This window comes from Mitsuaria chitosanitabida ATCC BAA-476 = NBRC 102408, from assembly GCF_001598255.1.
Taxonomy (GTDB): domain Bacteria; phylum Pseudomonadota; class Gammaproteobacteria; order Burkholderiales; family Burkholderiaceae_C; genus Roseateles; species Roseateles chitosanitabidus.
Genome location: NZ_BCYP01000026.1, coordinates 144,509 through 163,430 on the forward strand (window position 1 = coordinate 144,509; position 18,922 = coordinate 163,430).

At 70.6% G+C, this 18,922-nt stretch carries 14 protein-coding genes; 11 read left to right on the top strand and 3 right to left on the bottom strand.

What is annotated here, in order from left to right:
- Positions 1–130 precede the first annotated feature (130 nt).
- The 3 genes from MCHT01_RS17345 (at position 131) to MCHT01_RS26320 (ending at position 3,412) form a co-directional block, all read left to right on the top strand.
- A complete protein-coding gene (locus tag MCHT01_RS17345) occupies positions 131–2,287 on the top strand; it encodes a TonB-dependent receptor (protein WP_084452852.1) in 2,157 nt (718 codons plus the stop codon).
- A 166-nt stretch (positions 2,288–2,453) separates the two neighbouring features.
- Positions 2,454–3,023, top strand: a complete 570-nt coding sequence (locus tag MCHT01_RS17350; protein ID WP_067066786.1) for a hypothetical protein — start codon at positions 2,454–2,456, stop codon at positions 3,021–3,023.
- Between the two features lie 2 nt (positions 3,024–3,025).
- Complete coding sequence (locus tag MCHT01_RS26320) at positions 3,026–3,412, top strand: hypothetical protein (RefSeq protein WP_148661582.1); 387 nt, start codon at positions 3,026–3,028, stop codon at positions 3,410–3,412.
- 60 nt (positions 3,413–3,472) lie between these two features.
- Here the strand turns inward: MCHT01_RS26320 and MCHT01_RS17355 are convergent, their stop codons facing one another.
- The gene (locus MCHT01_RS17355) at positions 3,473–4,090 is read right to left on the bottom strand and encodes a PEP-CTERM sorting domain-containing protein (RefSeq protein ID WP_067066788.1); all 618 of its coding nucleotides are present in this window, start codon (positions 4,088–4,090) and stop codon (positions 3,473–3,475) included.
- Positions 4,091–4,326: 236 nt separating this feature from the next.
- Between MCHT01_RS17355 and MCHT01_RS17360 the strand changes: the two genes are divergently transcribed.
- From MCHT01_RS17360 to MCHT01_RS17395, 8 genes are all read left to right on the top strand, one after another.
- Entirely contained in the window at positions 4,327–6,579 is a 2,253-nt protein-coding gene (locus MCHT01_RS17360; protein WP_067066790.1) for a hypothetical protein, read from the top strand.
- Between the two features lie 200 nt (positions 6,580–6,779).
- Complete coding sequence (locus MCHT01_RS17365; protein WP_174549064.1) at positions 6,780–7,730, top strand: peptidylprolyl isomerase; 951 nt, start codon at positions 6,780–6,782, stop codon at positions 7,728–7,730.
- A complete protein-coding gene (locus tag MCHT01_RS17370) occupies positions 7,727–8,773 on the top strand; it encodes a HupE/UreJ family protein (RefSeq protein ID WP_245643377.1) in 1,047 nt (348 codons plus the stop codon). The genes MCHT01_RS17365 and MCHT01_RS17370 overlap by 4 nt, the downstream gene beginning before the upstream one ends.
- Positions 8,774–8,783: 10 nt before the next feature.
- Positions 8,784–9,491 carry a TIGR02466 family protein gene (locus tag MCHT01_RS17375; protein ID WP_218017910.1) on the top strand — a complete coding sequence of 236 codons (708 nt, stop codon included), beginning with the start codon at positions 8,784–8,786 and terminating at the stop codon, positions 9,489–9,491.
- Entirely contained in the window at positions 9,488–12,514 is a 3,027-nt protein-coding gene (locus MCHT01_RS17380; protein ID WP_067066791.1) for a fused MFS/spermidine synthase, read from the top strand. Before MCHT01_RS17375 ends, MCHT01_RS17380 begins: the two co-directional genes overlap by 4 nt.
- 144 nt (positions 12,515–12,658) lie before the next feature.
- Positions 12,659–13,204, top strand: coding sequence for a hypothetical protein (locus tag MCHT01_RS17385; RefSeq protein ID WP_067066793.1), 546 nt, complete (start codon positions 12,659–12,661; stop codon positions 13,202–13,204).
- A 35-nt stretch (positions 13,205–13,239) separates the two neighbouring features.
- The gene (locus tag MCHT01_RS17390; RefSeq protein WP_148661583.1) at positions 13,240–13,626 is read left to right on the top strand and encodes a hypothetical protein; all 387 of its coding nucleotides are present in this window, start codon (positions 13,240–13,242) and stop codon (positions 13,624–13,626) included.
- A 161-nt stretch (positions 13,627–13,787) separates the two neighbouring features.
- Complete coding sequence (locus MCHT01_RS17395) at positions 13,788–15,491, top strand: O-linked N-acetylglucosamine transferase, SPINDLY family protein (protein WP_067066797.1); 1,704 nt, start codon at positions 13,788–13,790, stop codon at positions 15,489–15,491.
- Positions 15,492–15,718: 227 nt separating this feature from the next.
- Here MCHT01_RS17395 and MCHT01_RS17400 read toward each other — a convergent pair whose 3' ends face one another.
- Together MCHT01_RS17400 and MCHT01_RS17405 are read right to left on the bottom strand one after the other, a co-directional pair.
- Complete coding sequence (locus MCHT01_RS17400; protein ID WP_067066799.1) at positions 15,719–17,869, bottom strand: TonB-dependent siderophore receptor; 2,151 nt, start codon at positions 17,867–17,869, stop codon at positions 15,719–15,721.
- Between the two features lie 314 nt (positions 17,870–18,183).
- Positions 18,184–18,771 carry a hypothetical protein gene (locus tag MCHT01_RS17405; protein ID WP_067066801.1) on the bottom strand — a complete coding sequence of 196 codons (588 nt, stop codon included), beginning with the start codon at positions 18,769–18,771 and terminating at the stop codon, positions 18,184–18,186.
- Positions 18,772–18,922: the final 151 nt, after the last annotated feature.

The following is an 18,922-nucleotide window of genomic DNA, read 5'->3' on the forward strand; positions in this document are numbered from 1 at the left end:
GCCCGTCCCCCCGCGAATACGGGCCCTGTCCTTAGGAAAAGCGTCATCACTCCTCCTTAACGTGCGCCTTTCGGGCCATGGCGCGCAGGCGTCCCGGCACTCGTCGATGGCTGGATCCGGAGGGGGACGAATGAAGAAGAAGACGGCGCGCGCGCCGCTGGGCCGCGTGGCCTGGGCCTGTGTCCTGGGTTGCGGCGCCGCGCTCCCCGCGGCCTGGGCCGGGCAGGGCGAGGCGGAGCCCGCGCGCAAGCCGGCCGTGACCGAGTCCTCGCCCCTGGCCAGCGCCGGCCCCGTGCCGCTGGAGCGGGTGGAGCTCAGCGGCCGGCACTACGACAACGGGCTGGGCAGCGCCGATGCCGCGTCGCAGGGCGCCATCCGGGCGGAACTGCTCAAGAGCCGTCCCGCGTTGCGGCCGGGCGAGGTGCTCGAGTTCGTCCCCGGCCTGATCGTCACGCAGCACAGCGGCGACGGGAAGGCCAACCAGTACTTCCTGCGCGGCTTCAACCTGGACCATGGGACCGACTTCGCCACCACGGTGATGGGGCTGCCGGTCAACATGCCGACGCACGCGCACGGCCAGGGTTACGCGGACCTGAACTTCCTGATTCCGGAACTGGTCGAGCGCATCGACTACCGCAAGGGGCCGTACTTCGCGCGCAACGGGGACTTCGCGGCGGCGGGCTCGGCGGACATCCAGTACCAGCGACGCCTGGACGCGCCGTTCGCGAGCCTCACCCTCGGCGAGGGGCGCTACCGCCGCGCACTGGCGGCCGGTTCGACCGAGGTGGGCGCGGGGATGCAGCTGCTCGGCGCCGTCGAGGCGATGGGCAACGACGGCCCCTGGCAGCTCCCCGAGGCCCTGAACCGGCGCAACCTGGTGCTGAGCCTGTCCGGCGGCACGGGCGAGGACCGCTGGCGCGTGGGGCTGATGGACTACCGCGCGGACTGGACCTCGACGGACCAGGTGCCGCAACGCCTGATCGACGCGGGCCGCTTCGAGGGCCGACCCTTCGGGCGCTTCGACGCCATCGATCCCACCGACGGCGGCCGCACGCGCCGCGGCAGCCTGTCGGGCGAATGGTCGCGCGACGCCGAGGGCGCCAGCACCCGCGTCGCCGCCTATGCGATGAGCTACCAGCTGTCGCTGTACTCGAATTTCACCTACGCGATGGAGCGGCCGGACACCGGCGACCAGTTCGCGCAGCAGGACGACCGCAAGGTCTACGGTGCCAGCGCCAGCCACGCGGTCGACCACACGCTGGGCGGATTGCCGGCGCGCAGCGAGCTCGGGGTGCAGCTGCGACAGGACCGCGCACGGGTCGGCCTGTTCGACACCGAGGCCCGCGCGGTGATCGGCACCACGCGCGACGATCGCGTGCGGGAGACGCTGGTCGGGATCCACGGCCAGACCAGCGTGGAGCTGACGCCCTGGGCGCGCACGGTGATCGGCGTGCGCGCGGATCAGGCGCGCTTCCGCGTGGACAGCCTGGGCAAGCTGGAGAACTCCGGCTCGGCGCGGGCGACGCTGGTGTCGCCGAAGTTCTCGCTGGTGCTCGGCCCCTGGGCGAAGACCGAGTTCTTCGTCGACGCGGGTCGGGGCTTCCACAGCAACGACGCGCGCGGCGTGACGGCGCGGGTCGACCCGCGCAGCGGGGATCCCGTCGATCCGGTGCCAGGTCTTGTCAAGGCGCGGGGGATGGAGCTCGGCCTGCGGACGGAATGGCTGCCGGGGCTGCAGAGCTCGCTGGCGTTGTGGAAGCTGGACTTCGATTCGGAGCTGGTCTACGTCGGCGATGCCGGCGCGACCGAGGCCAACCGGCCGAGCCGGCGGCGCGGGATCGAGTGGAACAACCGCTACGTGCCGCTGCCCTGGCTGCTGATCGACGCGGACCTGGCGTGGACCCATGCGCGCTTCTCGGATGCGGATCCGGCGGGGGATCGCATCCCCAATGCGGTGGACCGGGTCGCGTCGGTGGGGGTGACAGTGCGGGAGCTGGGGCCGTGGTCGGCCAGCCTGCAATGGCGTTACCTGGGCAGCGCGGCGCTGATCGAGGACGACAGCGTCCGCTCGCGGCCCTCGCTGACGACCAACCTGCGGGTGAGCCGGCGCTTCGGCGCGAAGACGGCGCTGACGCTGGACGTCTTCAATCTCCTCGACCGCAAGGTCAACGACATCGAGTACTTCTACGAATCGCGCCTGCCCGGCGAGGCCGCGCCAGTGGCGGATCGCCACGTGCATCCCGCCGAGCCGCGCACGGTCCGCGTGACGCTGCGCCGCAGCTTCTGAGGCGCAAGTGGCGCCGCCCTCCCGTGTTCGCGGGAGGGCACTGACCTACTCGAATCAGTTCCCCCATCGGCTCCGCATCTTGGTGGATATCGCCCGGAGGCCGACCGCTCCGAAACTTTGGACGCCTCGGCGCCGTTGCCGAGCGCGCAGCGGAAGGAGTGGCGAGATGATGGTGATGGACAACGGGACGGCGGAGCCGTTCATCAAGTACCCGTTCGACGAGGGGATCTCGGGCGAGGAGTGGCATGACCGGATGCCCGGGTTGCTGGCCCTGACGCGGATGCTCCGCTATCCCGAATTCGTCTTCGGCGAGGCGTCGGAGCGCGAGGCTCGCGAACCCGACGAGGTCATCGATTGGGATCAGGTGCCTCATGAGATTAGACGCTACCTGGAGTACTGGGATACGGGGTGCGGCGCGGCGATGCTGCTGATCGAAGTCGCGGCCAACATCGTGCGTCGGCATGGCGCGAGGATCTGCCGCGGTGACCCCTCGATCGACTTCATGTGGGAGGACGACACGATGACCGTCATCGTCGATCTGAGCATCGACGCCCCGTGCGAGACGATCAGCGAGATGAACCGGGAGCTCTGCAGCATGGCGCTCTTCCTCGACATTCCGCATCGGGGCTTCAGCTTCTACTTCACGGTCGGTGAGGGCGCCGAGGCGGAGGTCGAAGCCTCGCTGGAACGAGAGCTCGAGCGGCATCGGGCGCTGGGGCTCGATATCGGAGATTGAGCATGGCCGTCAAGCCTGAACAACTGCACGCGCTGGCTGAAACGCAGTCCCGGCAACGCGGAGAGGCGTGGCGTCGATCCGCCATTTCTCGGGCCTACTACGCGTCCTTTCATTTTTGCGCGGAGTGGGAGCGCCGCCTCCCTCGAAAGGGGAAATCGGGCAAAAGCACTTTCGGCGTCCACCAACGCCTGATCGAACGACTTGGAAGCCCGGATGGGGCATGCTCATTGAATCAACAGGCACGTTCCAAGGAGCTCGGGAACCTTCTGCGAAAGCAGAAGGAACGTCGAGTGAAGGCGGATTACCGACTTCCATCGTCTGTCAGGGCTGAGGAGCTTGAGGAACAAATGGAAGACGTCCGGCAGGTCTTCCGCGTCTGCGCCAGCTGAACCAGGCCGATGCGCCCGCGCGCATCGGCCTGGTGGTTCACGCCTCGCGGAGCAGGGCGATCAGGGCTTGCGCTGGCGACGCGCCACCACGCCCAGCGCGGCCAGGCCGGCGAGCATCAGCGCGTAGGACTCGGGTTCCGGCACGGCGTTCAGCGACACGTTGTCGAAGGCGACGGAGGTGCCGTTGCTGAAGGCGATCGAATGACCCGTGCCCGCGAAGGCCAGCGCGATCCGGTCCCAGTGGCAGAAGGTCGAGTCGGCGCAACCCGCGTTGGCGTTGGCCGAGAAATCGAAGCTGCCCAGCAGCGAGCCCGTGCCGTTCAGGCCACTGTAGACGGAGATGCCGCCCGCCAGCGCCGCGGCCGCCGAGTAGAACAGCGACACCTCGCCCGCGAAGCCCTGCGCGAAATTCAGGTAGGCCGGCACGTCGAAGGTGAACATCACGCCGCCCATCGTCGGGGCGTTGCTGTAGTAGTTGCCGCTGGGCGTGTCGGCCATGCCGTCGTTGCTCAGGGCCAGCGCGCCCTCGCTGAACACCACGCCCTTGGACGCGTAGTAGTCGGCGACCGGGCCGAAGCTCGTCGGGCCGTCGAAGTCGATGGTGACGACGTTGGCCGAGGCGGGGAGGGCGCTCAGCGCGGCAACGGCCGCGAGCGCGGAAAGGACAACACGCTTCATGGAATGGCTCCAGCTGGGGTCAGGTCTCGACCCATGTGATCGGGAGGTCGCAGTCTCGAATTCCATGAAGGCAGTTGCGTGACGGAACGCACAGTCCGAGGGTTTCCCGCGTCCCTCATTTCAGGTGACTCCTCCAGAGCAAACGCCACCGATCTGTCACGGCTCGGTCAAGGCCCCTGCCTACGCTGCGCGTGATTTTTCGCACGTGGTCCTTGGAATAACCTGGAGAAGAAATCATGCGTTTCCCTTTCGCGCGGCGTGACGTCGCCATCGCGGCCCTCGCCGCCCTGGGCTCGACCAGCCTGACGCTCGCCCCGGCCTCGGTGTCGGCCGCCGGCAAGACCCCCGGCCGCTACGTCAGCGGCGACTTCCACAACCACACCACCTGCTCGGACGGCTCGATCTCGATGCAGAAGCTGGTGAAGAAGGCCACCGACAAGCAGGACACCCCCTGGGGCCTGGACTGGTTCGTGCAAGCCGGCCACGGCGGCAACGGCAACCGCAACTGCACGCTGGTCGAGGACGCCTCGCTGTCCACGCCGGCCTACCCCTACGTCGCCGGCAAGGGCCCGGACACGACCTGGACGGCCAGCATCGGCGCGGCCGCCATCAAGGGCGACAACGGTGGCGTGGGCGGCAACGGCAACATGTGGCGCTGGCAGTCCATCCAGGAGTACCAGTACCCGGTGCTGGAGTACCTGGCCGCGCTGCGCAACCAGCCGCTGTTCATCGGCATGGAATCGGTGGTGGCCGGCCATGAGCACACCTCCATGTCCATCGTGACCGGCCAGATGCCGATGGCGCTGGACAACGCCACGCTGCCCGCGTCGGGCAGCTACGCGGCGCTGGGCAACGCCAACGCGCTGGCCCAATGGTCCTACTGCTTCGACCGTGGCGACACCGACAAGAGCCGCGGCAACGTGACCGGCTCGGCCGTGGGCAACAACTGGAACTGCGCGGTCCCGGGCAGCAACAGCACGGCCGACGTCAGCTGGAACGCGCAGGCCCAGAAGCTGCTGCCGGCCAGCGGCGCCGGCGTCGGCACGCGCGGCCACCTCAAGACGCTGGAAGCGCTGAAGTGGATGGCCCAGTACCACCCCGACACCAGCTACTACGTGCCCGCCCACCTGGAGCGCGCCGGCCCGTTCTACGCCGACGGCAACCAGGGCTTCAACGTCGAGCATCTGCGCAACTTCAACAACACCGCGCCGGGCGTCGCCTTCGGCTTCGAGTCGCAGCCGGGTCACGGCGCCTCGAGCAACCGCGGCGAGTACCAGGTCAACCGCAACACCTTCGGCACGCAGAAGGTGGACTCGGTCGGCGGCACGACCTTCGGCGGCACCGGCGTGTACGCCGGCATCGTCGGCGGCGTGTGGGATTCGCTGCTGGGTGAAGGCCGCAACTTCTGGTTCTTCGCGAGCTCCGACTGGCACAACCGGGGCAGCTTCGGTCCGGACGACCGCCGCTCGACCCAGGACTTCTATCCGGGCGAGTACCAGCGCACCTACGTGATGGTCCGCAACGCCGCCGACAAGCTGCGTCCGCAGACCATCGTCAACGGCCTGCGCTCGGGCAACGCCTGGTCGACCACCGGTCAGCTGATCGACCGCCTGGCGCTGGTCGTGTGCGCGTCCTACCCCGGCCCGGCCGCGCGCAGCAGCGCCTCGGTCGAGGCCCTGGCTCTGAACGCCGCCACCGGCAACACCGACACCGACATCGCCGGCTGCGCCACGATGGGCGAGAAGCTGGTCGTGCGTCCGGGCGCGGAACTGGTCGTCGCGGTCGCGCTGCGCGATCCGGCGGGCACGAACTACTCGCCGTACGCGTTCCCGAATCCGTCGCTGCTGCAGGTCGGCATCAACCAGCCGATCAACCAGCCGGTGCTGGACCACGTGGACCTGATCCGCGGCCTGGTCAGCGGCTACCGCCAGCCCGGCGCGGCCGACTACGCCGGCGAATGGCCGCGCAACACCGACTGGCTGCGCACCGACGGCACGACCACCGGCCTGGCCAACGTGCCGGCCGCGGCCAAGAACACGACGGCCGCGGTCATCCGCACCTTCAACGGCGCGGGCGCGTCCCCGTGGGTCAAGGTCAGCTCGGGCGTCGACAACACCGGCTTCCTGAAGATGAGCTACCGCATCCCCGCGGTGACGGCCTCCCAGTACGTGCGCCTGCGCGGCACCAACATGCCGGCCTCGGTGCCCTACGAGACCGACGCCAGCGGCAATCCGCTCGCCGACCTGTACACCAACGCCAACGACACGTCCAAGCTGCGCATCCCCTGCACGACGGTGGGCAGCAACGTGCCGGTCAACGGCACGACCTACACCGGCAACGCCATCGACGGCTGCCCGGCCCACCTGCCGGTGGTCGGCGGCCAGAAGTACGTGGCCTACGACGTGGCGGCCTGGTCGGACCTGTGGTTCTACAGCAACCCGGTCTACATCGAGGTCAGCGGCTCCACCACGGTGGCCGGCGTCAAGTGACGTCCTGACCCGGCAGACCCGATGGACACGGCCCGGCGTGGCCGACCTCGCGCGCGGTCGCGCCTCCCGGCGACGGGACGCGATCGCCGCGAGTCGATCCGGCCGGCGCCGTGTCCATCGACGCTCCAGCGCCGCGCGGCAACGCGCGGCGCATTCGCATTTCGGCAGCTCCCGATCTCTTCGCTTCGACGCACGACACCATGTCCATGACGATGCCCGGCACCACGCCCGCGACCGCTTCCTCCAAGACCTCCGACGCCCCGTCCGGCCCCGGGCGAGCCCGGCGCGGCGCGCCGGCCTGGCTGCGCGAGCCGCTGCTGCACTTCCTGGTGCTGGGCGGCCTGCTGTTCGGCATCGATCAGCTGTTGACCCGCCGCGCGGACGACCCGATGCAGATCGTCGTCGGCCCCGAGGTCGACGCCGAGGCCCGGCAGGTCTTCGCCGCCTCGCGCGGCCGCGAGCCGGACGCCAAGGAACTGCAGGCCCTGCGTCAGGTGTGGCTGGACAACGAGATCCTGTACCGCGAGGGCCTGGCCCTGCAGCTGGACAAGGGCGACGTGGCGATTCGGGAACGCGTGATCTTCAAGTCCCTCAGCGTGATCGACGCGGGCGTGAAGCTGCCGCCGGCCGACGACGCCCACCTGAAGACCTGGTTCGACGCGCATCGCGACAAGTACGACGATCCGGCGCGCTTCGACTTCGAGGAGGCCGTGCTGCCCGGCGACGCGGACGAGGCCGCGCTGCGCGCCTTCGTCGCCAAGCTCAACGGTGGCGCGTCCGGCGACGCGGGCGCCGGCCTGCGCGTCTTCAAGGGCCGGCCGCATGCCAACCTGGTCCAGAGCTACGGCGGCGACTTCGCCAAGGCGCTGGAGGGATCGCCGATCGGCGAGTGGCGCGTCTTCAGGACAATGGAGGGCGGCCATCCCGGCTGGCGCGCGATGCGTCTGGCGGCGGCCACGCCGGCGCGACCGGGTGATTTCGCCGTGCTGCGCGGCGTGGTGCTGCAGGACTGGACCGACGCGACGCTGTCGGAGCAGCGCAGCGCCGCCGTGCGCGCGCTGGGCGGCAAGTACAGGATCCGCTTCGACGCCGAGGGGGCGCCGGCCCCGGCCGGCGGCGCCAGGACCGCCGGCAAGGACGGTGAGCAATGAGCGCCGCGCGGGATGACGGGATCGAGCGCCGGGCCCCGGCCTCGCGGCCGCCGGCGACGGGCTTCTCCTTCGGTCTGAAGGGCGCCTTGCGCCTGGTGCTGGCCGGCCTGATGGCGATGGCCGCGTTGATGGCGCTGCTGCCGCGCGCGGCCCATGCGCACGAGATGAGCATGGCCGAGATGCAGGTCCGCGAGACCGCGCCGGGCGAGTTCATCTGGCAATGGACCGCCAGCGAGAAGCGGGCCGCCGACGAGGTGCTGACGCCGCAGTGGCCCGAGGGCTGCAAGGCCGAGGGGCTCAACCTGCATTGCGGCAAGGAGGGGTTGCGGGGCAGCTTCGCGATGGAGGGGGTGGGCAAGCAGTATTCGGCGGCGCTGGTGAAGGTGTTCTGGCTGGACGGGCAGTCGCGCGTGTACACGCTGACGGCGGGGCAGCCCTCGGTGCAGCTGTTCGGCTCGGCGGAGGACCAGCGCGGCTGGGGCGAGATCGCGCGCGCCTACACGGTGCTGGGGGTCGAGCACATCCTGGCCGGCGTGGACCACCTGATGTTCGTGATCGGGCTGCTGTTCCTGGTCGGCTTCCGGCGGCGGCTGCTGTGGACCATCACCGCGTTCACGGCGGCGCACAGCCTGACCCTGGGCATGAGCGCGCTGGGCTGGCTGGCGCTGCGTCCGCCGCCGGTGGAGGCCACGATCGCGCTGTCCATCGTGCTGGTGGCGGGCGAGGCGCTGCACCAGCGCCAGACCCTGGCGCGCCGCTGGCCGGCGCTGGTGGCCTTCCTGTTCGGGCTGGTGCACGGGCTGGGCTTCGCCGGCGCGCTGCGCGAGATCGGCCTGCCGCAGCAGCACCTGATGGTGGCGCTGCTGAGCTTCAACGTCGGCGTCGAGATCGGCCAGTTGCTCACGGTCGGCCTGTGCTGGGGGTTGTGGTGGGTCGCGCGGCGCTGGCCGGCGGCGGCGCGGCTGCGCACGGGGCTGCTGTACGCGATCGGCGCGGCGGCGGCCTACTGGTCGTGGGCGCGCGTGGCGGCGATCCTGGCCTGAGGGGACGGGCATGAACCTGCTGATGAAGAACGGCGGCCAGGCCGTCATGGGAACGGCCGGCCCGGGGACGACGCCGACCGCGGCGGCGCCGGGCAAGGCCGAGGTGCACGGGCTGTTCCCGATTCCCGTGATGCGGCTGGCGGGCGCGCTGCCGACGGCGCTGGCGCGGGGGCTGGTCGAGCACTTCAGCGCGCAGGCGCGGCAGGACAACAACAGCTCCGCGAAGCTGGTGCACACGCGCATGCTCAAGCCGGGCGACAGCCCGCTGCTGGTCGACGTGGCGGCGCTGCTGGCCGGGCCGCTGTCCGAGTTCGGCGCGCTGCTCTTCGGCGAGCGCATGGCCTGGGCGGTCAAGGAGATGTGGGTCAACGTGATGGAGACCGGCGGTCACCAGGCGATGCACAACCACGCCAACAGCTTCGCCTCGGGCGTGGTCTACCTGACGGAGACGGACGACTCGGCGCGGACCGTGTTCATGAAGTCGCCGGGCGGGACCGATTTCAGCTTCAAGAACGATCACCCGGACATGGTGACCGGGCCGTTCAACGCCGAGAAATGGGTGAGCCCCGCGCCGTCGTCCGGCGACCTGGTGCTCTTCCCGAGCTACCTGATGCACGCGGTCCCGCCGAACGAGGGCCCGCGCCGCATCAGCCTGGCGTTCAACGCGATCCCGGCGCGGTTGAACTCGTGGGGCTACACCGTCGGGTTCAGCGGATGAGCACGGTGGCCGGTGAAGGCGCGGCCGCCCGTGACGGCGCGGCGGCCTTGGGTCATGCGCAGGCCGCTGACGGCCCGGACCATGGCGCCGAAGCGGCCCTCCCGATGTCGGCATCGCCCGCTGATCGTGTGACGCCGCGGGTCGCGCTCGCGCTGATGGCCGTCTCGGGGTTCGCGGGCCTGGGCTACCAGATGGTGTGGACGCAGCAATGCGCGCTCTGGCTGGGCTTCGAGGCGGCGGCGGTGCTGGCCGTGGTGACCGCGTTCTTCGGCGGCCTGGCGCTGGGGGCCTTGCTGCTGGGCGGACGCATCGAGCGCTCCGCCGAGCCGCGGCGCTGGTACCTGGCGTGCGAAGCGGCGATCGGTCTGTGGGGGCTGGCGCTGGTGGTGCTGATGCGGCCGGCGGGCGACGCCGTGCAGCGCTGGATCGGCGCGGAGCCGACGGCGCTGTGGCAATGGGCGGTGAGTTTCGGCGCCAGCTTTGTCCTGCTGCTGCCGGCGACCGCCGCGATGGGCGCGACGCTGCCGGCGATCGAGCGCCTGGCGCGCGGGGCCGGGCGCCGGTCGATCGCGGGGCTGTACGCGGCGAACACGGCGGGCGCGGTGCTGGGCGTGCTGCTGGTGACCTTCTGGCTGGTGCCGGGGATCGGGCTGGCGAGCACCGCGATGGTCTGCGCCGGTCTGAACGCGCTGTGCGTCGTCGGCGCTTGGCGGGGGCTCCCACCCTCACCCCGACCCTCTCCCGCCCCGCGGGAGAGGGGGCAAGAGGGGACGCCCGAGAAGAGGCAAGAGGGGACGCACGAGAAGAGGCAAGAAGGGACGCACGAGAAGAGGCAAGAGGAGATGCAGGAGAAGAGGCAAGAAGGGGCGCACGGGAAGAGGCAGGAGGGAGCGCACGAGGAGAGGCGAGACGAGATGCGGCACCTGTTGCGAGGGAGAGAAGGGGACGGGCGATCTCCTCCGCAGCGGGCGCGCGAGGCGAGCGGCTTGCTCCCTCTCCCGCTTGCGGGAGAGGGCGGGGGTGAGGGTCTTCTGTTCCTCCCGCTCGCCCTCAGCGGCCTGCTCGGCATCGGCTACGAGGTGATGGTGGTCCGCGTGCTGAGCCAGCTCAACGAGGACACGGTCTACACCTTCGCGCTGCTGCTGGCGGTCTATCTCGTGGGAACCTCGACCGGCGCGGCCCTGTACCAGCGCTGGCTGTCGTCGCGCGGCGGCGAGCGCGCTTCCCCGCCTCCAGCGAACCCGTCGGCCACCCACGCACGCGCGATCCGCGCGCTCGACCTCCGTCTCCCCGCGCTGCTCGCCATCGCCTGCCTGCTGGGCCTGCTGGCGCTCTGGTCCGCGCCCTCGCTGAAGGACGGTGCGTTCGCCCTCGTCGGCCCGGGCTTCGGCGCGGCGCTCGGCGTGGAGACCCTGCTCGCGCTCGCGGCCTTCGCCCTGCCGACGCTGGTCATGGGCGCATGGTTCAGTCACCTGGCCACGCGCGCCATGTCGCGAGGCATCGGCTTCGGCCACGCCCTCGCGGTGAACACGCTCGGCGCGGCCGCGGCGGCGCCGCTGTTCGGCGTCGTCCTCGCGCCCTGGCTCGGACCGAAGGCCGCCTTGCTGGTCATCGCCGCCGGCTACCTGCTGCTCGCGGCCTCGGCCGGCGGCGCGGCGGCACCGGGCTGGCGCCGTCCGCTGGTCTGGGCACCGGCCGCGGCGCTGGGCCTGCTCGGCCTCGTCGGCGCGCCGCTCGCCTTCGTCGACGTGCCGCCCGGCGCGCGCATCGTCAGCTATGCCGAGGGCGCGACGGCGGCGGTGAGCGTCGTCGAGGACGGGCAGGGCGTGACCCGACTCCGCATCAACAACCGCCAGCAGGAGGGCAGCAGCGCCAGCCTGTTCGTCGACGGCCGCCAGGCCTTGCTGCCGGTGCTGCTGCACCCGTCGCCGCGACGCGTGCTCTTCCTGGGACTGGGAACGGGCGCGACCTCGTCGACGGCGGCGCAGGATCCATCGCTCCGCGTGGACGCCGTCGAACTGTTGCCCGAGGTCATCGCCGCCTCGCCGCGCTTCACCTCGGCGCTGGGCCTCGACGGCGCGACCCCGCGTCTGGTCGCCGCCGACGCACGCCGCTACGTCCGCGCGGCGCCGTCGACCTATGACGTCATCGTCTCGGACAACTTCCATCCGGCGCGCAGCGGCTCCGGCGCGCTCTACACCCGCGAGCACTTCGAGGCCGTGCGGGAACGCCTGGCGCCGGGTGGTCTCTTCTGCCAATGGCTGCCGCTGCACCAGCTGGACCTGGACAGCCTGCGCAGCGTGGTGCGGGCCTTCCTGGCCGCCTATCCGGACGGGATGGCCGTGCTCGCCAGCAACAGCCTGGAGACGCCGGTGGTGGGCCTGGTCGGCCACCGCGATCCCGATCACCTCACGGGGACAGGTCTTGCCCAATGGCACGACCGCCTGCTGCGCGCCCCCGCGCGTCGCGACGGGCGCTCGCTCGCGGACTTCGGCCTGGAGGACGAGTTCGCCGTCCTCGGCAGCGTCGTGGCGGGCCCGTCCGCGCTGGCGGACTTCGCCCGCGAGGCGCCCATGAACACGGACGACCGGCCGGTGGTCGCCTACCTGGCGCCGCGTCTGCTCTACGCGCCGGAGTCGACGCCCAAGGATCGGCTCTTCGAGCTGCTCCATCGCGTGAGCGCCCGCCCCGAGGAGGTGCTCGGCGCTCGCGCCGACCGGTCACCCGAGGACGCGCGACGCTTGCAGGCGTACTGGCGCGCGCGGGACCGCTTCCTCGAGGCGGGCCGCGAGGTGCGTCCGGTGGCGGACCCGGGCGAGATGCTGGCCCAGGTCGGCGCGCCCTTGCTGGACGCGGCCCGGACCAGCGCCGATTTCCGTCCCGCCTATGACCCCCTCCTGCGCATGGCCCTGGCGCTCGCCCCACGCGATCCCGCCGCCGCGCGGCGGGTGCTTCTCGCCCTGAAGGAGGCCCAGCCCGCGCGACCGGAGGCGGCCGAGGCCCTGCAATCGTTGGGTCCCTGACCTCGATGAGTTTGTGCAGGCGGACTGACCTGCACGAATCAATTCCCCCATCGGGATCGCTCTTCGAGGGGAATCGACAAGCGCGCGTTCCGCTCGACACTGGCTGCCCTTCGGGTCGTGGACCTGCCGTCGAGAGGAGTCGTGATGTCGGTGAATGTCTTTCTGGAAGAGGCCAAGGCCCTGATGGCCTCGGTGCCGCCCTTGGCGCCGAAGGCGAACGTGGACTTCCGCGATCTGGTGCTGTTGCTGCGAGAGCCGAGTGTCCTGTTCGGCGACCCCTGCGACGAATCGGTGGCGATCGATCCACACCTGCACCGTCCCGACTGGGACGATGTGCTCGATGGCCTGTACATGGGCACGACGGCGGCGTACTCGCGTTGCTCCGTCGTGCTCGAGATGCTGCAGGTCGCGGCCCAACTGCTGCAGGAATCCGGGCATCGGATCCTGCGTGGCAATCCGGCGCAGCTCTCGATCGTCCGGGACGAGGTGCACGGCATGGACCCGGGTGTGGCCTATGGGTTGCAGATCGACGCGGACGCGGAGACGGCACATGACCTCAACATGGCGCTGATCGGCCGACTCGTGCGACGGGATATCTCCCGAGGGGGATTGCGCTTCTGGTTCACCGGTGCGAACGGCGACGCGTCGTACGAGGTGCCGGAGCAGGAAGGAGAGGGCTCATGCCAGTGAGAAGCCACGACATGTTTCGGGACGCGTGGAGTCTGATGAGGTCCTATCCGGAGGCGCGGGTCCGGACCACCACCAGCCGTGCGTACTACGCAAGCTATCAGCGATGTCTGCAATGGGAGCAGTCCTTGCCGGCACCAGGGGCCCCTTCGAGGATCCGGGGCGGGGCGCATCAGCAGCTGATCGATCGACTGGAGAATCCCAGCGGGCAATGCTCGAAGTCGCAGCGCGAGAAGTCCAGGGAGTTGGCGAAGCTGCTGCTGCGTCAGCGCGAGCTGCGTGAGCTCTCCGACTACGAGATGACGGCGACGGTGACGGGACCGTTGGGGACGGAGCAGATGCGACTCACTCAGGAGGTCTTCGACTACTGCGATGGCCTGGCCCATCCGCCGGCCTCGACCCGGACGCGGCGGCGCCGCGGATGACCTCGTGGCGACGGAGTTCGCCGACAATCCCCCCGCGCCGCCCGCTCGAGGCGGCGCGCCATTTCAGGGAAGCGAGTCATGAGGATCCATCCGCGTTCAGCTCTTCGCGTTCATGGCGTACGGCAGGTCATGCGCGCCGTGCCCGCCGGGCAGGTCCGGGCATGAACTCGCTGCAGGACCTGCTGCAGGCCGCGCTGGCGGAGATGGGGCGGCAGCGCTACGCGCAGGCCGTCGAGCTGCTCGCCCCATTCGCCCACCTCCCGTCCAACGAGCTCCAGCGCCATTACGGCGAATCGCTGCGTCGCAGCGGCCGGCCGCAGGACGCGGTGGCGCCGCTGATGCAGGCGCTCGCGCTGAAGATCGACGATGTCGATGCCTACCTGCAACTCGCCTTCGCGCTCGAATCGCTCCAGATGAAGGCCGAGGCCGCCGAGTGCTTCCGCACCGTGGCCGCGCTGCAGCCCGACAGCGTGATGGCCCAGTCCTATCAGGCGCACGGTGACCAGCAATGCGCGCGCTGGCAGGATTTCGACGCCAATCTGCGCGCGCTCGAGGCCGCCATCCGCGCCAAGCCCGAGGACGCGGCCGACGAGTTCGGCGTCCCCTTCACGCTGGTCGGACTGCCGCACGCGCCCGCCGATCTGCTGAAGGTCGGCCGCATGAGCGCGCGCTTCCTGAGCCGCGGTCTGAAGCCGCTGCCCGCGGGGCGCGCGCAAGCGAAGGCGCCGGGCGAGCGGCTGCGCATCGGCTATCTCTCGGGCGACTTCCACGCGCATGCGACGGCCGCGCTGCTGGTCGAGACCCTGGAAGCGCGCGACCGCGATGGCTTCGAGGTGCTGCTGTTCTCGCATGGGCCGGACGACGGCTCGGTGCTGCAACGGCGCATCCGCGCCGCCTGCGACCGCTTCATCGACGTGACCGAGCTCGACCCCGCCGGCATCGCCGCGCGCATGCGGGCGGAGGGGGTGGACATCGCGGTCGACCTCAAGGGCCACACGGCCGGCACCCGCTTCGCGGCGCTGGCCTGCCGACCCGCGCCGGTGCAGGTCTCGTGGCTGGGCTTCCCCGGCACCTGCGGCGCCGACTTCATCGACTACATCGTCGGCGACCGCGTCGTGACGCCGCTCGCCGACGCGCCGGCCTACAGCGAGCGGATCGCGCAACTGCCGCGCTGCTACCAGCCGGGGGATTCGACGCGCGCGGGCTTGACGAAAGACCGCTCGATGCCGGAGACCGCGATGCACGGATCCACGGCGCCCTCCCGCGCGGCGCTCGGCTTGCCCGAGGACGCCTTCGTGCTGCTGGGCGCCAACCCGGTCTACAAGATCACGCCCAGCGTTTTCGACGCGTGGATGGGCATCCTGCATCAGGTCCCGCGCGCGTTGCTGTGGCAACTGGGCGGCGGCGATCAGGCGGATGAGCAGCTGCGGCAGGAAGCGGCCCGGCGCGGTGTCGATCCCGGCCGTCTCGTCTTCATGCCGCCGGTGCCGATGGCCGACCACTGGCGACGGCTGGGCGCCGCGGACCTGGCGCTCGACACCTGGCCCTGCAACGGTCACACGACCACCAGCGACGCGCTCGCGGCGGGCGTGCCGGTGCTGACGGTGCGCGGGGAAGGCTTCGCCGGCCGCGTCGCGCAAAGCCTCCTGGAGGCGGCCGGATTGGCCGAACTGGTCCTCGACACGCCGCGGGACTACCTCGCCAAGGCCGTCGAGCTCGCGCAAGGGCCGTGGCCGCAGGGCCGGCCGGTCGTGCGCCCCTGGGTGGATTCGCCCGCGTTCGCGCGTGATCTGGAGGCGCTCTATCGGCGCATGTGGGCGCGAGCCGTCGCCGGTCTGCCGCCCGAGGCCTTGCCGGCCGCCTGAGGCCTGAGACCTGACGCCGGGCGCCTGAAGCCTGAAGCCTGAAGCCTGAAGCCTGAAGCCGAAAGGGGGCGAGGCCGTCGCGATCGGCGACGGCCCCTGCTCGACAGGCACCGGGTCGGCGCCTGTCGATGCCCGTTCGACATCCGTGGGGCCCGTTCAGGACGGGCCGTGGCGGCGATCGCCGCCGGGGGCGCGGTCGCGGTCGGGGAGCGACCGCGCCGCGGGCCTCACAGCTCGATCTTCGCGTTCACGCCCAGCGTGCGCGGCGCGCCGACGAAGGTGTAGCCCGACTGCAGGAAGCCCCAGTAGTTGCGGTTGAACACGTTGTCCACGCCCGCGCGCAGCGTCACCGGATGCGCGGCGATCTGCGTCTCGTAGCTCACGCCCAGGTTGACCGTCGAGTAGCCCGGCAGCTTGTACTTGTTGGCCGAGTCCGCGTCGAAGCGCGCGTAGTAGTGCAGCTCCGCGTTGGCCGACAGACCTTCCACGCCCGGGATCTTCTGGCTCGCGCCGATCGAGCCCTGCCACTTCGGGATGCCTTCCAGGCGATGGCCGACCAGCTCCGCATCCGTCTCGCGGTACTTGCCGGCGGTCCAGGCGGCGCTCCCCGTCAGGCGCAGGCCGGCCGGCAGGTTCCAGTAGCCGTTGAGCTCCGCGCCCCGCAGCCGGATCTGGCCGTTGGACACGTAGACGTTCTGCGCGTTGGCGTACTCCGCGCCGCGATCGATCTCGAACAGCGCGGCGGTGGCGCCCCAGTCGCGGCCCTCGTGCTTGGCGCCGATCTCGTACTGGCGGCTCTTGAGCGGCGCCAGCACCTCGTCCTTGTTCACGTAGGTCTGGCCGACGGTGCTGCCTTGCTCCAGCGACTCGACGTAGCTCGCGTACAGCAGCGTGTCCGGACGCGCCCGGAACATCAGCGCCACGGTCGGCGTCACCGGGGTCTTGTGGTACTGGTTCGTGACCGTGCCCGCGGTGTTGAACGAGGTCTGGTCGTAGTCCGAGTAGCGCAGGCCCAGCAGCGCCGACCACTGCTCGCTGAACTGCACCGTGTCGCTGGCGAAGACCGCCTTCTGCGCCGAGTGGTAGTTGTGATACTGCAGCGAGTCGTCGTAGCTGCCGTTCCAGCTCAGCGGGGTGATGGGCGCGTAGAGGTTCTCCTGCCCGATCGGCGTGTAGAGCGACTTGGGCACGGTCTGCTTGTTCAGCCCCTGCCAGGCCAGGCCCAGCGTGACCTGGTGACGCAGGCCGGCGGCGGTGAACTCGCCCTCGACCAGCGCCTGCGCCTGCTCGTAGGTCGCGGCGCCCTGGGCCTTGTTGAGGTAGACGGTGTAGTCGCCGGCCCCGTTCAGCAGGCCCATCCACTGGCCCGAGTAGCGACGGCGGTCCTGGCTGCGGCTGACGTCGACCTTGGCGCTCCAGTTCGGGTCGATCTGCCAGCGCAGGCCGCTGGAGACGAAGAACACGTTGGAGTTGAAGAAGGTGTTGTCGTAGGCCGCGCCCAGGTTCTTGCGGCCGCTCGGGGCCTTGGGCAAGGTGTCGCCGTTGAAGTCGTCCAGGAAGAAGTCCTGGACGCCGCCCTTGACGCGGCGCGACTGGTAGATCGCGTCGGCGGTCCAGGTCAGCGCGGACGTCAGCCTGGCGTCGAGGCCGAGCGAGCCCGAGTTGCGCTGCACGTTCGCGCCGTTGTACGTGTCGCCCTGCTCATGGGTCAGGTTGAGGCGGTAACCGAAGCGGCGGTCGTCGCCGACGCGGCCGCCGGCATCGATGTGCTCGCTGAAGACACCGTCGGAGCGGTAGCCCAGGTCGGCGCTGAACAGCGTCTTGTCGGTCGGCTTCTTGGTGACGAAATTGATGATGCCGCCGGGCGCGCCGAAGCCGTACATGAAGCCGGAGGAGCCCTTGAGCAGCTGTACCGATTCGAAGCTCTCGACCGGCAGCTCGACGGTGGTCATGAAGAACGGCAGGCCGTTGATCTTGTAGCCGTTGTAGTCGTCGAGCGGGATGCCGCGCACATTGATCGAGTAGGCGTTGAACGAGAAGGTGTCGCCCAGCGACATCACCGACGCGTCGTTCGCGAAGATCTTGCCCAGCGACTTCACCTGGCGCGCGTCCAGGTCCTCGGCCGTGACCTGGCGGGTGGAGAAGGGCGTCTCCAGATCGGTGCGGGCGCCCAGCGCGCCGCTGCTGATGGGCAGCTCGCGCACGCGCGCGCCCTGCACGGTGACCCGCGACAGCGCGGTGCTGGCGGGCGCGTCGGCGGTGGCGCTCTGGGCATCCGGCGCGTCGGTGACGGCGATGTGCGTGGCGGATTGGGCGGAGGCGGCGCCGGCCAGCAGCGTGGCGACGGCGAAGGAGACGGCTTTCAGACGCGGATGCATTCTTCTTTGCGTGTGGAGGTGGACCGGGCGATCGCCGTGCGGCGCGCGGGGCGTGCGCCGGAGGGCCTGTGGTGGATCGCCATCAGGGTTTCACTCTAGGGAAGGCGGCGTCGGCCGCGGAGAAACCTTTTGGCGTATCGATATGCCGGATCGCGATGAGGAAATGGTCTAGCCGGTCGCGTCGCACGCGGCTGAACGGATCGATGACGGGGATTGCGCCCGGAAGCGGCGCACAGCGCCCGCATGGTCGGGGCAGCGGCCCGGATCTGAGCGCCCGACGCGTCGCGGGGACCGCGGGCTGGGGTCAGGTCGTGTCAGCCGCGCGCGATGAAGCGGTCGGCGCGCGCGGCGTGCAGCAGCAGGGCCGGGTCGTCGAGCCGGTCCACCGGCGCCGCGCCGCCCAGCCAGGCGTTGGGGACGGCGAACCACCAGGCCAGTTCCCAGTCGTCGAAGAGGGGGCCGAGCTCCTCGAAGACCTGGGCGCAGCAGGGGCGCACGCTGAGGCCGTCCTCGGCGAACTGGAAGGCGGGGATCCAGGTGTCGCCGTCCCAGCTCAGGCTCAGCAGCGCGCGCGAGACGATGGCCCGCGCCAGGCGGGAGACCGGCTGATCCGTCTGCTGGCGCAGGCGGCGCTGGCATTCCTCGCTGTGCAGCAGCCCGCCGCGTGGCGAGAACGCCACCCGCATCCAGTCGAACTGCGCGTCCTTCAGCGGGCCGATCGCGGGCCATCCGGTGGTGACGGCGGGCGCGTTGGCGGCGTCGGCCGACCCATGCCCGTCGAACCGCGCCCGCAGACCGGTCGGATCGGGCAGATCAGGCCGGGCGGGCAGGGCGGACTCATGCCGGCCGGACGCGGCGGTGCCGGGGCGGACGTGGTCGTCGCGGAGCGGATACGCGGGCATCGGGCACCTCACGGAGTGGCGATCGGGATGGGATCACTGTCCGCGCATTCCCCGCGCCGCGAATCGGCCTGAAGAGGGAGGAGCGCATGGCCGGTGAGGGGCATTCGGGGTGCCTCCCCCCACCGGTGTTTTCCCCGAATCGATCGGTCCG

Bases quoted from the DNA above. Each gene is read 5' to 3' on its own strand.
- MCHT01_RS17345 (WP_084452852.1), top strand. From the start codon at position 131: ATGAAGAAGAAGACGGCGCGCGCGCCGCTGGGCCGCGTGGCCTGGGCC.
- MCHT01_RS17350 (WP_067066786.1), top strand. From the start codon at position 2,454: ATGATGGTGATGGACAACGGGACGGCGGAGCCGTTCATCAAGTACCCG.
- MCHT01_RS26320 (WP_148661582.1), top strand. From the start codon at position 3,026: ATGGCCGTCAAGCCTGAACAACTGCACGCGCTGGCTGAAACGCAGTCC.
- MCHT01_RS17355 (WP_067066788.1), bottom strand. From the start codon at position 4,090: ATGAAGCGTGTTGTCCTTTCCGCGCTCGCGGCCGTTGCCGCGCTGAGC.
- MCHT01_RS17360 (WP_067066790.1), top strand. From the start codon at position 4,327: ATGCGTTTCCCTTTCGCGCGGCGTGACGTCGCCATCGCGGCCCTCGCC.
- MCHT01_RS17365 (WP_174549064.1), top strand. From the start codon at position 6,780: ATGTCCATGACGATGCCCGGCACCACGCCCGCGACCGCTTCCTCCAAG.
- MCHT01_RS17370 (WP_245643377.1), top strand. From the start codon at position 7,727: ATGAGCGCCGCGCGGGATGACGGGATCGAGCGCCGGGCCCCGGCCTCG.
- MCHT01_RS17375 (WP_218017910.1), top strand. From the start codon at position 8,784: ATGAACCTGCTGATGAAGAACGGCGGCCAGGCCGTCATGGGAACGGCC.
- MCHT01_RS17380 (WP_067066791.1), top strand. From the start codon at position 9,488: ATGAGCACGGTGGCCGGTGAAGGCGCGGCCGCCCGTGACGGCGCGGCG.
- MCHT01_RS17385 (WP_067066793.1), top strand. From the start codon at position 12,659: ATGTCGGTGAATGTCTTTCTGGAAGAGGCCAAGGCCCTGATGGCCTCG.
- MCHT01_RS17390 (WP_148661583.1), top strand. From the start codon at position 13,240: ATGAGGTCCTATCCGGAGGCGCGGGTCCGGACCACCACCAGCCGTGCG.
- MCHT01_RS17395 (WP_067066797.1), top strand. From the start codon at position 13,788: ATGAACTCGCTGCAGGACCTGCTGCAGGCCGCGCTGGCGGAGATGGGG.
- MCHT01_RS17400 (WP_067066799.1), bottom strand. From the start codon at position 17,869: ATGCATCCGCGTCTGAAAGCCGTCTCCTTCGCCGTCGCCACGCTGCTG.
- MCHT01_RS17405 (WP_067066801.1), bottom strand. From the start codon at position 18,771: ATGCCCGCGTATCCGCTCCGCGACGACCACGTCCGCCCCGGCACCGCC.